This window comes from Bacillus spizizenii TU-B-10, from assembly GCF_000227465.1.
Taxonomy (GTDB): domain Bacteria; phylum Bacillota; class Bacilli; order Bacillales; family Bacillaceae; genus Bacillus; species Bacillus spizizenii.
This window is the reverse complement of sequence record NC_016047.1, coordinates 2,158,318-2,173,726: the sequence shown is the minus strand read 5'-3', so window position 1 is coordinate 2,173,726 and position 15,409 is coordinate 2,158,318. Positions and strand designations below refer to the sequence as shown.

Genomic DNA, 15,409 nt, shown 5'->3' with positions numbered 1-15,409 from the left:
TCAGCCGATCGAATTAATTTCCGAAACAGCCATTGAGATTTTAGAAAAACAAATTGAAGGCGAATTTGATGATTTGCCGCTTGAAACGTATTTGCCCGTACAGCTTTTTGAAGGTGGGACGACTTAAAAATTGCTGGAGTACGTACTCTATTTAATGGAGTAATATTATTTCTCACATAATCAGGGAAGGGATATCTGGTTCGATCTCATTGGGAAACGTACACGATATGAAACGGCAGGAATATAATTCCTGCCGTTTTATTTGCATGGTGCAGGGCAGAGGAGACAATAGTGAAAAATGTATTACTATTGTAAAACAAGATTCGCTTATCTTCTTAGAGATGAGAAAAAGCCGTTACATTAACGGTTAATTTAGAAGTAAAATCAATCGAGGAATTCATGATTAGGTGCTAGAGTAACATTCCGGGATGCTTCGTTTATAGTTCGAGTCATAACTTTAGATCAATGAACTGCCTCGTCAAGGTGAAACGCAGCATTAACTTCGCTATTTGAAGCATTGGTTATATTCATACTTTTAAATGATCTCAAATTTTTCGTTTCCGAGGGATTTAACACACCAAGATCCTCGAGACATCTTATAACAATCGGAGCTATTGCTCTAGAGTAATTCCCATCTTCAATTTTTATTGCAATACAAATGTCCAATCCTTTAATTGCTACACAATATACCCCGTCAGATCCGAGCTTTCCAATAAGTTTCCCGTTAGTCTTCTTTATAAGTTCAGTGCAGAATCCGCCTGTACCAGCTACCATCTCAGGTGCATTATTCATTGCTGAGAAAACTCTCTCACATGAATCTTTTAACTCAGGTTTCAGTCCATCTGGGCATGCAAGCTTTGCGTAACCTAATGCTGCATTATAAAGAGGAATACCATGTACAGGAACGCCGCAACCATCTATAAAAATAGTGAAATCAGACAATTCTACCCACTTGATAGAAGATGACGGAAATTATATGACTTGTCCATTTATTCTTTTTGATAATGAAACTAAATTTGAGGTTTATAAAATGGAAATAAAATCAGGTGGCGTACCTAAGTCCAATCCTCATTATAAGGGCGTTAAAGAATATGTTTTCATTTCCACTGGAAATATAGAAATTGAAATAGAAGATAAAGTCTACAGAGCTTCTTCTGTGAGAAGCTGTGGTTTTCCCAGGAGATGTGTATCATACTTATAAAAATATAGGGGAAACCACAGTATCTACGTTTATTTTGTTTTTTTATCCCAACCGATAAGGATGTCTAGGGGTATTCTGTTTGAATGAAAATAAATCAAAGTCTCCAGCACTTTAACAACATTTGCACTGCATCTTCTAATTCATCTTCATGAATACCGGCAAATCCAAGAATGATTTTTGGAGGACTTTCAGACTTTTTCTCGAGTGAGTAAGTGGATATCGGGTAAATTTTCATGTGTGCCTCAGATGCCTTTTTGACCAGTTCATCCTCACTCATACCATTATTAACAACAAGAACTATGTGAAGTCCAGAGTGTTCTCCTATGATTGAGAGCTTATCTTCATACGGTTTTAGCAATTCTATAACTTTTTCGAGCTTACGGCGATAAAGCTTTCGCATCCTATTTAGATGCCTTTCGAAATCTCCTTCCTTCAAGAATTGAGCCAGAATGTGTTGGTCAATTCTTGAGACAGAGGGGGAGTGATAGAATGACAACTTTTCTTTATATTGCTTCAAGAGGTGTCTTGGCAGCACCATATAACTAATTCTGATCGATGGCATCAATGATTTTGAAAATGCTCCTAAATAAATCACTTTTTCAGCAAGACCCATGCTTTGCAAGGAAGGAATTGATTTTCCGATATAGCGAAATTCACTATCGTAGTCATCTTCTATAATATAGCGGTTTTTTTTCGCTGCAGCCCATTTTAACAACTTAGTCCTGCGATTTACCGATAGTACAGTTCCGTATGGAAAGTGATGGGATGGTGCTATATAAACGACATTTATATTTTTATGATGAATCGTATCTACTTTTACTCCTTCCTCATCTACTTCAAGAGCGTACACTTCATTTGGATAGCTCTTCAGAATTCGTAAAATTAAATGGTAACCAGGATCTTCTACACCATATACCATTTTTTTATCTAATAAGAGCAATAGCTGTTGCAATAAAATTTCTATGCCTGCGCCAACAATAATTTGATCTGGTGAACAATGTACTCCTCTTGCATGATAAAGATAATGAGCGATTTCTTGCCGCAACACCATCTCTCCTTGTGAGTCTCCGAGCAGTAACAAGGAATGATTCTTTTTGTCGATTGTATTTCGGGCATATTTGCGCCACACGGAAAATGGAAAATTCTTTGTGTCAATAGCGCTTGGGTGGAAATCGTATTTTATATATTCCTGAGCTTCTTCTGTATTTTCTTGTAAGTATTGATTTGTTTGTACATATTCTAAATCTTCATACGTCATAACAAAATAGCTCCTGCGGGGAGAAGCCTCAATATATCCTTCTGCTACCAATTGCTCATATGCTGTCTCAACTGGGTTTTGACTGATTTTTAAAAAATCAGCTAATTTTCGTTTAGAGGGCAGTTTTGTCCCGTATGGTATGCGACCTGCTATAATTTCTTTTTTTATATATAAATATAATTGTTCATATAAAGGTATATCACTTGATCTATCTAAATGACATGATAGCATTTCCATTTTCATTGCATCTCCTTAAAACTGACATTCTGTTTTTTAAGAAACTGGCACTTTCAATGTGGTCAATTCCTTTTTATACTAATCAACATATTCTTTAAATACAATAGTTGATGGAATGGAGTGTAACAAATGAAAAAAACATTAGGTACTGAAACTGTAAAAAGAGGCATGGCTCAAATGCAAAAAGGCGGCGTCATTATGGACGTTGTCAATGCAGAACAAGCAAGAGTAGCAGAAGCAGCAGGTGCTGTTGCTGTAATGGCATTAGAAAGAGTTCCTTCTGACATCCGGGCTGCGGGTGGGGTTGCAAGAATGGCAGATCCCCGTATTGTTGAAGAAGTAATGAATGCAGTATCCATCCCAGTAATGGCTAAAGCTCGTATTGGTCATATTGTAGAAGCAAAAGTACTTGAGGCAATGGGGGTTGATTACATTGACGAAAGTGAAGTGTTAACACCTGCTGATGAAGAGTTCCATTTATTGAAGAGCGATTTCACTGTACCTTTTGTATGCGGCTGCCGTGATCTTGGAGAAGCTGCACGCCGTATTGGTGAAGGTGCTGCAATGCTACGTACTAAAGGTGAGCCTGGTACAGGTAACATTGTGGAAGCCGTTCGCCATATGCGTAAAGTAACTGCTCAGGTCCGCAAAATTTCTGTGATGAACGAAGATGAATTAATGACTGAAACGAAAGTACTTGGAGCACCTTTTGAGGTTTTAAAACAAATTCAAAAAACGGGTAAGCTTCCGGTTGTAAACTTTGCTGCTGGAGGGATTGCTACTCCTGCTGATGCTGCGTTAATGATGGAGCTTGGCGCTGATGGAGTGTTTGTTGGTTCAGGTATTTTTAAATCTGAAAATCCTGAAAAATTTGCAAATGCTATTGTTCAAGCTACAACTTATTACACTGATTATGATCTAATCAGCAAGCTTTCTAAAGAGCTTGGAACTGCGATGAAAGGAATCGACATTTCAAAATTATCTCTTGAAGAAAGAATGCAAGAGCGAGGTTGGTAAGATGGCAATAATTGGAGTTTTAGGACTACAGGGTGCCGTTTCAGAGCATGTGAAACAAATTAAAGCATTGGGATTAGAGGCTGTTGTCATCAAGAAACCTGAGCAACTTGAACAAAATGATGGGTTAATTCTTCCTGGTGGTGAAAGTACAACGATGAGAAAGCTTATCGACCGTTACGATTTCTTTGATCCATTAAAAGAATTTTACAAGGCTGGAAAAGTTATCTTTGGAACTTGTGCTGGCATGGTGTTAGTCGCTAAGGAGCTTGCTTCAGATGAATCTTACTTGGAAATTATAGATATTTCAGTAAAGCGAAATGCGTTTGGCCGGCAAATTGCCAGCTTTGAAGTGGATCTTGATATAACTGGACTTGAGGATCCTTTTAAAGCTGTTTTTATCCGGGCTCCTTATATTGAAAGTGCGGGGCAAAATGTAGAAGTGTTAGCAAAATATGATGGGAAAATTGTTGCAGCAAGAGAAGGAAATGTTCTTACTTGTGCTTTTCATCCAGAGTTGACTGCTGATACTCGTTTTCTTCAGCTATTTGTGGAAATGGTTGAGGAACAGAAGCAAAAGGAAGGGAAAGTTAGTTAAATTATGTAAGCAGCCACCAGTGTGGTTGCTTTTTTAAGCTAATATATTGTTTGGTTGTTAATTGTTAATACAAGGAAAACTATTTCCTACCTTTTAAAAAAGGTGATGGAATAAGCTTAAAGAATACAGCTAACGAAACGCTTAAAAAACATTATATGCAAGGGATTATCACTAATATCGCAATGCCTAAAAATATTCTGTTCTATTTATCATTTTTACCTCAGTTTGCATCAACATCAGGACAATCTGTATCAATGTCCTTTCTGCTTTAGGGGCTACCTTCGCTACAATAGTGTTGCTGTGTTACATGTTTGTAACATACTTTTCAACATTAGCCACAAAAACTCTTAAAGATAATAAGAAATTCAATTCTAAATAAAGTTTCAGGTATAGTGTTTATTGGACTTGGATGCAAATTAATGGTTGGCAATAAATAATTAAAAATATAGTTAACAAAAGAAGCTGAGTATTGTCAGATCGACATTAATCAGCTTCTTTTTTAACTCTGTCTTTAATATTAAAAACGTATTACTTGAATTTTTAAAAACATGCTTTGTGGAGTAAACGGATTCTTTCAATATAGCCAGATTAGTCTCATGTAAAGCAAGAAAGTACTAAGGATAGTAAAAAAGTATATATACCCTTTTGTCTCTATGCTTCGATTTTCAACAGTAATTGTTGTATGATACCGGAAACACTCGATGGTGTTTGTACCATGCCGTTCTTGATCCATTCCTCTATAACTCCTGCTACACCTGAAACGATAAATGTTGTTTCGAATTTCTCAGTTTCCGTAATTGATTTTGCTGATTGTCGTAACATGCTCAATTCCTCAATCATTTTCGTTTTAAAAAATTCTTTAAGTTTGTTGATTGAAAGAACATTCATTTTTGGTTTTGATAACAATGTGAAAATTTCGACGTTTTGATATATGTATTCTGTAGTTTTTTCTATAAAGGTCAGTATGTTCAGTGGATCCTCACTTGGAAATGTACAGCTAAATTGCAGATTGATACTCAAATTTTCTTACCATTATAATGAACATGTGTTCATGAGTCAAAAAATGTTTATTGGAAAAGGGGGTGTATCAATGTTTCTTTTTCGACAAGCAAGAGCTGATGAATTAAACAAAGTGGCAAAGCTATTCCATGAATCTTTCAAGCAATATCCTTTTATGGATTTACTCGTAAAACGCGGAAAAAAAGATCGTTCATTTATTTTTGAAATGCATAAAGTACTAACAAAAGCATATTTTAAAAAGCATTTCTGTTTTGTTGGTATTCAGAATGGTGAAATTGTTGTTGCTGCTCTATTACAACATCGTGATAAACCTGATATTAGCTTGATCGATTATATAGCAGCAGGGGGGATAAAATTAATCAAAATAGGGGGATTTTCAGTATTGAACATGTTGACAGTGGCTAATGAGGCTAAAAAATCTTACAAATCCTTAAAAGAGCCAGCATGGTACTTAGAAGTATTAGGAGTTTCGCCATCTTATCAGGGAAAGAGTTTGGGCAGCAAAATGATCAATGACTGTCTAATACCTTTTATTTCAAAAAGCGGGGGCGGCGTCTTAGCCCTTATCACCAATACTGATCTCAACAGATCATTTTACCAAAAGAACGGCTTTGAAGAATTTAGTGAATCCCGTATCAGGCGATTTGATCATGAAATTTATAATTGGGGTTTTAAAAGAAAAGTCCTTCAAACATATAATTAGATTTCTTTTTTGTGATAGATAATGACTCGAAAATTTATATTTTTCAATTGAGACCAATAGAAATAGTTTTACAAATCGTTCTGTTTATATGTAAAGATTATCATAACCCTTATGAAGATGGAGGTTGAATGCATGTCTTCAAAACAAAAAAAGAGTTTAACCATTTTGACTGAAAGCCAATTGTGTTCGAGTGCATTTAAAGATGAAGCATATGATTTTTACAAAGAATCACGAAAATCACACCCACTCTACCCATTATCTTTAGGAAAACTGGGAGAAGGCTGGCTCATATCGAGATATGATGATGCAATACATTTATTAAAGAATGAAAAATTAAAGAAAAACTATGAAAATGTAATTACCGCAAAAGAAGAAAAACGTCCTGTTCTATTGAAGAATGAAGAGCCTTTAACAAAGCATATGCTTAATTCAGATCCCCCTGATCACAATCGTCTGCGAACTCTTGTTCAGAAAGCATTTACTCATCGGATGATTTTGCAATTGGAAGACAAAATTCAACATATAGCAGATTCTTTATTGGATAAAGTACAGCCCAACAAATTCATGAACCTAGTAGACGATTATGCGTTTCCTTTGCCGATTATCGTGATAAGTGAAATGCTTGGCATTCCCCTAGAAGATCGTCAAAGATTCAGAGTTTGGTCGCAAGCAATTATTGATTTTTCAGATGCCCCTGAAAGACTTCAGGAGAATGACCATTTGTTAGGAGAATTTGTTGAATATCTGGAATACTTAGTTCGTATAAAAAGGAGCGAACCTGCAGGAGATTTAATCAGTGTATTAATTCAAGTGGAAAGTGAAGGCACACAATTGAGTACAGAAGAATTGTACTCGATGATTATGCTGCTTATCGTTGCAGGTCATGAAACAACCGTAAACTTAATCACCAATATGACATATGCTCTGATGTGTCACCATGATCAATTAGAAAAGCTCCGCCAACAGCCGGGCTTGATTAATTCAGCCATAGAAGAAGCATTGCGGTTTCACAGCCCGGTTGAGTTAACGACTATTCGCTGGACCGCTGAACCGTTTATACTGCATGGGCAGGAGATTAAACGGAAAGATGTGATCATCATTTCCTTAGCATCAGCAAACCGTGATGAAAAGATATTTTCGAATGCTGACATATTTGATATTGAAAGAAAGAACAACCGCCATATTGCTTTTGGCCATGGCAGCCATTTTTGCCTTGGTGCACAGCTTGCCCGCTTAGAATCAAAGATTGCTATTTCCACCTTATTACGCCGCTGTCCAAATATACAGATAAAAGGCGAAAAGGAACAAATTAAATGGAAAGGGAATTTTCTGATGAGAGCACTCGAAGAACTGCCGCTCAGTTTTTAATTTTTTGAGGGACGAGTGATTTTCAAACATATTTCGTTTTTACTCCCCAATAAGATTAATTATTATAAACGCTGCAATCAACATAAAAAAATATTAGATGATAGAGCTTTTCAGAAACAAAGTTTAGGATTTATTTAAGTTTACTGGGAGTGAAAATGTCTTGTAAACACCAATGGTTTCATACTATCGGTGTTTTTTTGTTTTCAACCTCATTTAAATTCTCCTCATTTGGACAAACAGCTGTTACATAGCCTTACCCAAGGGTGATGCATTTTATGAAGGTAAAAATCATCGAGGGAGTGCAAAGCTGACAAATGCATTAGCGATGGCAATCATTATTTAATAAAACTTTATAGGAAGGAGATCCAGGGTGATAGCAATATATGTAAGGTATCAACAGAGGAACAAGTGATCACGAATTATGTAAAAGTTGTCCTCTTTCAAGCGACTCAAAGGGCTTTTTAGTGCTGGTTTGAAAATCCTTCATCCGCATACCTCAAGACATCCTTTTCTATACAGGGGGACGGGATAAGAAATAAGTACGATGCAAAGGCGATATTATGGGCTGTTTCTTATACGCCTGCAGGGACGGCATTATATAGAGCTGGCCTTACTGGTGGGCATAAGTCATAACAAAAAGCGACTAAAAATACAATCGCTTTTTGTATCATTTAGTTAAGAAACAAATTCATATAAATTTAAAAAGTATAGAATTGTTTCTTTAATTTGCTCTTCAGTTTCACTATAGGGAATGCCAACAACTTCTCATTACAATCATAAGAGCCTGGCTATATCAGGGTAGCAGGCTCTTAGACATTATTTTTTTGTATAACGGACCCAGTCGTAATGAGCGTATAGAGGTGTTACACCATTGTAGGAACCGAGCCATTCATCTACACCCGTACCATTCCACAAGTTCATCATGATCTTTCCTGGTGTTGTCGGAATTTGACTTGTCGCAGTATGTTTTAATTGCCCATCGACATACCATTTAATAGAGTTTGGCTGCCAATCGAACGCATACGTATGATAGGCATTGGCTGCATCAAATCCGAGATCCACAATCTTTTCATGGTTTCCTACACCATTTGTATAATAGTTAAATTGAACCTTTGTTGTGTCTTTTCCTAAAAATTCGATATCAATCTCATCCCAAGGAGTTCCATCCGTTGGACCTGTGTAGGTGAAGAACGATGAAACGATCCCTGCGTTTTTAGCTGGTTTCATTCTGACTTCATAGAGTCCATAGCCATATGTTTGAACAGAGCGGTTTTCCCCGCAGTCAAACTTGTTATAAGATGGACTTGTTAGCGCCAAACGCATTTCACCTAATGACGTCATTGATACGTTATTTGCACGCCAAGTGCAGTTGAACATATTTCCATTCGAATAACCATTTGCTTTTTGCCATAATCCGGAGTTATAGCTGTTAAAAGGGTCAAAAAACGATCCACCTGTTTGAGCCGAGGCAGTAGAAGTGACTGCAGACAAACTCATAAACAATCCAGTAAAAAGAAGCAACAACACTCGTTTCATACGATAAGCCATGTTGGCATCCCCTTTCTTTGAAATCGTTTTCTTTAACGATCATACATGATTCTTTTAAAAGGGAACATCAGTCAAAATAATGATAATAACGAATTTTTTTACTAGAATCATGTAAGTACGAAGTATTCAGTTCACTCTGTCTAATATTGAAGATGACTCTAATCAGCAAATAAGCCTATTTGAAAGAAGAAAGCTCGGGTTTGTAATGGATGGGATAGAAACAAATACGGATCGAAAGCGATTCTAAGAATAGTTTCTTATACACCTGCAGGAACTGCGCTTCACAGAGCTGGGCTTACTGGTGGACATAAATCAGAAAAATAACCCCTTTCAAAATTTTCAGGGGGGATAATACATATTCAAGAAGTATGGCCTCTACTAGCCATTTCATATGAATGACCATCAGTAAAGTATCCAATACTGGCTGTATGTCCTCTACAAGCATCTTGGACATCTTTTTGAGTGTTAGTTAAATAAATGCTGACGAGTTCAATTAAAACAATGGCTAAAATAAAGACAGATGCACGCTTAAGAGTTTCATAAAGACAATCCTCTCTCTGAATTTGTTTACGGGCATAAAGCACTTTCTCATAATAAGCAACAGCCACTTTATGGTCTTCTATTAATACTTCGCTGCAGCTAAATCCTCTACGTCTGAAAGCATTGACTTTAATTCTATATAATTTAGAATCGAATTTAATTTTTCTTTGCCGCTATCTACATATAAGGCATGAATGAATTCAAACATTTTGGCCATAATCTCATCGTTTAAATTTTTGGACAAAGACACCCGTGTGCACACCAAGAGATTTCTTCTGATTGTTCCTCATTTTGAATGTGGTTTTTGTCAACATTGATGTCTAATAACCGATTTGAGTGCTCATACCCATTATCCTGGTATACTCTAATCCCCTCCTTAAAGTACTCAGCTGTCTTTTCATAAGCTTCCTCGGCAAATGAACATAAGCCAAGGTTGTACAGAGATGATCCGATTAATCGTGACATATCGATTTCTCGTGCTTTGTCTAGAGCATCCTTAAAATGAGGGATCGCTTTTTCAGGGTAGTCCATATCCAAATAGTTCAGACCGATGATTTAGTTCAAGTGAGTTCAGAACTGTCTTATGCTCAGTGAGGGGCCTAGCTGCAATTGACTGACCGTCTTTGTAGATAACATCAAAGACGCAGTAAACAATCTTATGAGCAGATTTTCTGGACATGAAACGTTCCATACAGCTTCAAAGTCAGGAGCACTGCCTGAAGCAGCTAAAAAGACTTCACAATCTCTAATGTATATCTCCTTTATACGAAATGGTTCGAATGGGGATTAATTACAGATATTACTCCATCAGATTTAGAAACAAGAATTGTGATTCTATGAAAAAAGGATAAGGCTATGGTGAAACAAGACCACTTATAATGTGATTTTTTAGGTATTTGTAATTAAATTACAGTTATTCTTAATATTCGCTCATGAATTCATGGTATTATATTGAAGGGGACGATCTAAAGCTTTGACGTCGGTAATTAATAATGTTTTAAATATATACGAGTGCTACCTCATGTCAAAGTCAGAAAAAATATTAAGGAGGTAACATATGTTTAAGTTTAAAAAGAATTTCTTAGTTGGATTAACGGCAGCTTTAATGAGTATTAGCTTGTTTTCGGCAACCGCCTCTGCAGCTAGCACAGACTACTGGCAAAATTGGACTGATGGGGGCGGAATAGTAAACGCTGTCAATGGGTCTGGCGGGAATTACAGTGTTAATTGGTCTAATACCGGAAATTTCGTTGTTGGTAAAGGTTGGACTACAGGTTCGCCATTTAGGACAATAAACTATAATGCCGGAGTTTGGGCGCCGAATGGCAATGGATATTTGACTTTATATGGTTGGACGAGATCACCTCTCATAGAATATTATGTAGTGGATTCATGGGGTACTTATAGACCAACAGGAACGTATAAAGGTACTGTAAACAGTGATGGGGGTACATATGACATATATACAACTACACGTTATAACGCACCTTCCATTGATGGCCCAAGCACTACTTTTACGCAGTACTGGAGTGTTCGTCAGTCGAAGAGACCAACTGGAAGCAACGCTACAATCACTTTCAGCAATCATGTTAACGCATGGAAGAGTCATGGAATGAATCTGGGTAGCAATTGGTCTTACCAAGTCTTAGCGACAGAGGGATATCAAAGTAGTGGAAGTTCTAACGTAACAGTGTGGTAACAGATCATCTTTAATCAGGGATAGCTAACGGGCTGCTGATCGTTCCTTGAGAAATTTTTGTTATTGTGAGTTACTAAGAGGCGACGGTGATGGGAGTTACTTTAATGCATATAACAACAAAAAGGTTATTGATACGTGAATTTGAATTCAAAGATTGGCAAGCTGTATATGAGTATACATCAGATGCTAATGTTATGAAGTATATACCAGAAGGGGTTTTTACTGTAGAAGATGCAAAAGAATTTGTAAATAAAAACAGAGGTGATAACGCTGAAAAATTTCCTGTAGTACTAATAGATGAAGGTTCTCTTATAGGCCATATTGTTTTTTATAAGTATTTTGGTGAACATACGTATGAGATTGGGTGGGTGTTTAATCCGAGTTATCAAAATAGAGGGTATGCTTCTGAAGCAGCAGAAGCTATTTTGGAATATGGATTTAAAGAAATGAACTTACATAGGATTATAGCTACGTGTCAACCTGAGAATATTCCATCATACCGAGTTATGGAGAAAATCGGTATGAGAAGAGAAGGCTTCTTTAAAAAATGTATTCCCAAAGGCAATGAATGGTGGGATGAATATTATTACGCTATTTTAGAGGAAGAGTGGAAATGAACTAATAGAAATTTTTAAATCTTACCTCTTCAACAAAAGGTCTTTATTGGATGTAGCAACATTGGCGATACAAACAAAATATCACCTCCTACTTAGAACATAGAATCTTTAGCAGCATTTATAAACACATCAAAAAAGAGGGTGGAAAATTATCTAATAAACTGACCATCAGGAGACTTACTTAATTGATATTAAAAATAAGCTAAGGGTGATTCAATTAGTTAAGATCAACTTTTATGTGCGTTGAATTGTTAGTAGATACATTTGACTTTACCATTACTCAATTCCTTATGACGGAGAAAAGTTATATACAGGGGAGATCCATTCTTTGTGGGATCTCTCGAGGAATAAATTAGCCCTCCATATGCAAACCCGAGGAACAATGTTATAGGATTTTCTTAGCTTATGTTGTAACTATATTGGAGGCTACCGTCTACCCGTCTACGTTTTTAAAAATTTGAGAGTTAGAAGCTTTTAAGAAAGATTCAGCAACTAGAAGATAGAGTTATTAAGTCCAAATAATCTGGAATGATGGTATATGTCCATACCCATATTTCGAGAGATGAAGCGCATCTGCAGCAGAAAGCAGAGCGCTTTTTTGATGAAGAATCCCAATAAAACAACAATTTTAATCAGAAAAGAGACGTGGAAAATATGGATTAAATAAGGTGAGGTCAAATAAAGTGTAAACAATGTGAAAAGCCGTTCTCAACGAAAATGGAAGAAGTCGAATATAGTCACCTTATCAGTGTTTTTTAGTAATCCGATCACTCAGGCAATATTATTTAGTCTAAGCTTGGAATAAAACTTAATTAAATTTATGTTTATAACAATATTGATAAATGAACAAAAGGAAAGAACATGCTTTGAAATAAGATTGTTCAAAACATGCTTTTATATATTGTAATGGGTTAACTTCTTTATAAAAAAAGTTTGATTACATTTGCGGGGGTTCCAAACCAAATTTTGTCCATTCCTCTTTTGCTGGCCCATAAATACCTGGAACAGGTAATCCTGCTTGTCTCATAAGAACCGTCATTTGTCCTCGATGGTGATTTTGGTGTTGAATCAAAAACATCAAAAGTGAACCATTTGGCAATTGTTGGCCAATAAAGTTGATATGTTCTTGAAGTGTATGGTCAGTCCATTGGTTTTTTAATGCCTGTACAAATGCATTACTGGCTTGATGATAGCTGTCTGCTATAAACTGAGCCGAAGCAGGAACAGGATAATCTTCAGCTGGAGCGTGAAATGTTAAGTCTGTGTTTGAGGTAATGATGCGAATGGCAGCGACAGTATGCCAAGCAATACGGCCTAAAGTCCAATTTTGTGAAGTTATTTCCTGTTTAAGTGATTCATCAGTTAGACTATTTAGTATTTTCTGTGTTGCATCGGCTTCGAACTCCCAAGATTTTAAAAAATGGTCTAAGGTTTGAAACACAAAAATCCTCCTTTTAATTGTTTTCTTTCTATGAACCTATAGCTCAATTATAGTGCCCAGTTTAGTTAAAAAGAACAAAACTTTAGGCATTATCTAAGGAAAAATGCATCGCCGACATTCTTTTAAACGTCAGGGAATTTATTAATAACATCGGTGACTTTATGTCAAAGCTACATTTAGAATACGTGCGATCAAGACCAAATAAAATGACAATAAAGAAGAATTAGATTTTCTTGATGTTGAATTGCAAAATGGATTCTTTTTTACAAGGATTCTGAAAAAAACAAGTGTTTTAAAGAGAAAGAGGAAAATGCCTTGTTTCTAATTAAGACGATTCAGGGGAAGTATATAACAAGTAAAGAACCCAGCTGCAGTTTTTGATTCAAGTTGCAGTGTTTTATTAAAAATTGGTGTAGAGGAATCAATACCACACATATCGAGCGGCAGGGTTAAATAATACTGCAGATGATATGAGTTTTATAGAGTTTCCAAAAGATCAGGTAGAGATTGATAAAGTGTTCGGTATCTGTGGCAAAAATGGAAAGCTGTATGCAAGGAGGTTTTGTCAAAAAGCTGAAGAACAAAGGAACTGGAGAGCATGAAATTCTTTAAATTTTACGCCTTCAATGATAAAGAAGGAGATTACCTCACACGTAATGAATTATTATAGTAGGAAAGAGAAAAATTTCACAATAAAGGGAGGAATGATTTAGTAATGAAGGGTTTTATCAAGGGGGCTGTTCTAACTGCTATTCTAGGTGTTGGTGCTACTTTATTTGCAGGTGATGTATCTGCACACGGGTATATAAAAGAACCTGCTAGTAGAGCGTACATGGGTTCATTAGAAAAACAAATAATTGGTTGGACGGCAGCTAATCAAAAGTATGGTTCCGTAATTGATAATCCTCAATCGGTAGAGGGACCAAAAGGGTTTCCGTCCGCGGGTCCGCCAGATGGGAAAATTGCATCAGCAAATGGAGGCTCGGGTCAAATTGACTTTGGGTTAGACAGGCAGACTGCAGATCATTGGGTAAAACAAAACATCCGTGGGGGTCTAAACACCTTTACTTGGCACTATACTGCTCCTCATGCAACATCAAAGTGGCACTATTATATAACCAAGAAAGATTGGAATCCAAACAAACCTTTAACAAGAGATGAGTTTGAATTAATTGGAACTGTAGATCATGATGGCTCAAAGGCTGATACTAATCTATCTCATAAGATTTATGTACCAACTGATCGCAGTGGTTATCATGTCATACTAGGGGTGTGGGATGTTGCGGATACCTCTAATGCCTTTTATAACGTAATTGATGTAAACCTAATGCGATGATGTCGAACCTCCAATAATGGACAAGAATATGAGGTATACAGAGCTAATCAGAAAATTCGCACCGCATCTGGTACAGTGTATAACGATACGTTTTTAATAGCTTAGTTATGACGATACGGTAAAAGCGATTAGTGTTTCAGGTAAGGCATCACCAGCTAGTGAAATGTTGACTGTAACAACGAAGGAAAATGTAACGGAACTGGGAGAACACAGAGTGTTTGAGTATGGAAGTTCCAGAATCAAATGGTGTTGGAAGCTTCTAAGAGGAGCTATTCTATTGCAGATCGGTTAGATATTCGTGCATCTGCCGATCTTTTTTTAACCTTAATAGAAGTGTACTCCAAAAGTCTATTGGTATATGCTTCATTGATGGAATCAAACAAGATGGATACTAATGGAAAAACCATTCACTTCAAAGATCCAGCAAGTCCTAAAGAAATTAGCAATTTAGAAAAGAAGTTAGGTGTTACTTTTCCTAATGATTTTAAAGAGTTTTTGTTACAACATAATGGGATGGAAATGTTTGAAGGGGTTGAAATACTCAGTATAGAAGGAATCATTGAATATAATGAAGTTCAAGATTTCTCCGAGGGGTACGTTTTAATTGGGTATTATTATGGTGGAAGATACGTACACACAAATCAAGAAATGGATTAGAATATATGTTATACCTCGATTCAATTGATGATTTTGAAGATGCGGTTAACTTAGATTCTAATTTTGAGATATATTTGATATGTTAGTGTCTTCTAACGATACGAAATATTGGGAAGTGAGTCCGAATAAACCAAGAGTATTATAAACCGGTTTCAGAATAAGAAGACTCCAA

At 36.4% G+C, this 15,409-nt stretch carries 13 protein-coding genes and 6 pseudogenes; 12 read left to right on the top strand and 7 right to left on the bottom strand.

From position 1 onward, the window contains the following. Position 1 precedes the first annotated feature (1 nt). A pseudogene (locus tag GYO_RS43730) lies at positions 2 to 127 on the top strand (LacI family transcriptional regulator); the annotation flags it as partial. 335 nt (positions 128 to 462) lie between these two features. Here the strand turns inward: GYO_RS43730 and GYO_RS32525 are convergent. Both GYO_RS32525 and pdxR read right to left on the bottom strand, forming a co-directional pair. Further along, the gene (locus GYO_RS32525) at positions 463 to 942 is read right to left on the bottom strand and encodes an asparaginase (RefSeq protein WP_052303543.1); all 480 of its coding nucleotides are present in this window, start codon (positions 940 to 942) and stop codon (positions 463 to 465) included. A 353-nt stretch (positions 943 to 1,295) separates the two neighbouring features. Further along, positions 1,296 to 2,696, bottom strand: a complete 1,401-nt coding sequence (gene pdxR, locus GYO_RS32520; protein WP_041520978.1) for a MocR-like pyridoxine biosynthesis transcription factor PdxR — start codon at positions 2,694 to 2,696, stop codon at positions 1,296 to 1,298. A gap of 129 nt (positions 2,697 to 2,825) precedes the next feature. Between pdxR and pdxS the strand changes: the two genes are divergently transcribed. Then, complete coding sequence (pdxS, locus tag GYO_RS32515) at positions 2,826 to 3,713, top strand: pyridoxal 5'-phosphate synthase lyase subunit PdxS (RefSeq protein ID WP_014114044.1); 888 nt, start codon at positions 2,826 to 2,828, stop codon at positions 3,711 to 3,713. A gap of 1 nt (position 3,714) precedes the next feature. Next, the gene (pdxT, locus tag GYO_RS32510; RefSeq protein WP_014114043.1) at positions 3,715 to 4,308 is read left to right on the top strand and encodes a pyridoxal 5'-phosphate synthase glutaminase subunit PdxT; all 594 of its coding nucleotides are present in this window, start codon (positions 3,715 to 3,717) and stop codon (positions 4,306 to 4,308) included. A 651-nt stretch (positions 4,309 to 4,959) separates the two neighbouring features. On the opposite strand, the gene GYO_RS32505 is transcribed toward pdxT, so the two are convergent. After that, on the bottom strand, positions 4,960 to 5,328 hold the full coding sequence (locus GYO_RS32505; protein ID WP_052303542.1) for a TetR-like C-terminal domain-containing protein: 369 nt from the start codon (positions 5,326 to 5,328) through the stop codon (positions 4,960 to 4,962). Positions 5,329 to 5,398: 70 nt separating this feature from the next. Between GYO_RS32505 and GYO_RS43115 the strand changes: the two genes are divergently transcribed. The 4 genes and pseudogenes from GYO_RS43115 to GYO_RS43360 all read left to right on the top strand — a co-directional run. After that, the gene (locus tag GYO_RS43115) at positions 5,399 to 6,031 is read left to right on the top strand and encodes a GNAT family N-acetyltransferase (RefSeq protein WP_014114039.1); all 633 of its coding nucleotides are present in this window, start codon (positions 5,399 to 5,401) and stop codon (positions 6,029 to 6,031) included. A gap of 132 nt (positions 6,032 to 6,163) precedes the next feature. Next, positions 6,164 to 7,399 (top strand): cytochrome P450 family protein, encoded by a 1,236-nt coding sequence (locus GYO_RS32490; protein WP_014114038.1) that lies wholly within the window; start codon positions 6,164 to 6,166, stop codon positions 7,397 to 7,399. Positions 7,400 to 7,674: 275 nt separating this feature from the next. Beyond that, positions 7,675 to 7,783 (top strand): annotated as a pseudogene (locus GYO_RS43725) (hypothetical protein); the annotation flags it as partial. Positions 7,784 to 7,921: 138 nt separating this feature from the next. Beyond that, positions 7,922 to 8,032, top strand: a pseudogene (locus tag GYO_RS43360) (DNA polymerase); the annotation flags it as partial. A 183-nt stretch (positions 8,033 to 8,215) separates the two neighbouring features. Here the strand turns inward: GYO_RS43360 and bglS are convergent. Continuing rightward, a complete protein-coding gene (bglS, locus tag GYO_RS32485; protein ID WP_014114036.1) occupies positions 8,216 to 8,947 on the bottom strand; it encodes a beta-glucanase in 732 nt (243 codons plus the stop codon). A 115-nt stretch (positions 8,948 to 9,062) separates the two neighbouring features. Here bglS and GYO_RS44095 point away from each other — a divergent pair. Continuing rightward, a pseudogene (locus GYO_RS44095) lies at positions 9,063 to 9,271 on the top strand (DNA polymerase); the annotation flags it as partial. 35 nt (positions 9,272 to 9,306) lie between these two features. On the opposite strand, the gene GYO_RS44090 reads toward GYO_RS44095, so the two are convergent. Together GYO_RS44090 and GYO_RS43355 are read right to left on the bottom strand one after the other, a co-directional pair. Beyond that, positions 9,307 to 9,555 (bottom strand): hypothetical protein, encoded by a 249-nt coding sequence (locus GYO_RS44090; protein ID WP_014114035.1) that lies wholly within the window; start codon positions 9,553 to 9,555, stop codon positions 9,307 to 9,309. Positions 9,556 to 10,037: 482 nt separating this feature from the next. Further along, positions 10,038 to 10,237 (bottom strand): annotated as a pseudogene (locus GYO_RS43355) (ATP-dependent DNA ligase); the annotation flags it as partial. Positions 10,238 to 10,544: 307 nt separating this feature from the next. On the opposite strand from GYO_RS43355, the gene xynA reads away from it, so the two are divergent. Both xynA and GYO_RS32465 read left to right on the top strand, forming a co-directional pair. Continuing rightward, positions 10,545 to 11,186: an endo-1,4-beta-xylanase XynA gene (xynA, locus tag GYO_RS32470; RefSeq protein WP_014114032.1), complete on the top strand. Its 642-nt coding sequence runs from the start codon at positions 10,545 to 10,547 to the stop codon at positions 11,184 to 11,186. 104 nt (positions 11,187 to 11,290) lie between these two features. After that, positions 11,291 to 11,803 carry a GNAT family N-acetyltransferase gene (locus GYO_RS32465; RefSeq protein WP_014114031.1) on the top strand — a complete coding sequence of 171 codons (513 nt, stop codon included), beginning with the start codon at positions 11,291 to 11,293 and terminating at the stop codon, positions 11,801 to 11,803. A gap of 937 nt (positions 11,804 to 12,740) precedes the next feature. Here GYO_RS32465 and GYO_RS32460 read toward each other — a convergent pair. Next, complete coding sequence (locus tag GYO_RS32460) at positions 12,741 to 13,244, bottom strand: DinB family protein (protein ID WP_014114030.1); 504 nt, start codon at positions 13,242 to 13,244, stop codon at positions 12,741 to 12,743. A 715-nt stretch (positions 13,245 to 13,959) separates the two neighbouring features. Between GYO_RS32460 and GYO_RS32455 the strand changes: the two genes are divergently transcribed. Both GYO_RS32455 and GYO_RS32450 read left to right on the top strand, forming a co-directional pair. Further along, the gene (locus GYO_RS32455; protein WP_014114028.1) at positions 13,960 to 14,580 is read left to right on the top strand and encodes a lytic polysaccharide monooxygenase auxiliary activity family 9 protein; all 621 of its coding nucleotides are present in this window, start codon (positions 13,960 to 13,962) and stop codon (positions 14,578 to 14,580) included. 384 nt (positions 14,581 to 14,964) lie between these two features. Further along, a pseudogene (locus GYO_RS32450) lies at positions 14,965 to 15,398 on the top strand (SMI1/KNR4 family protein). The last annotated feature ends 11 nt before the right edge of the window (positions 15,399 to 15,409 follow it).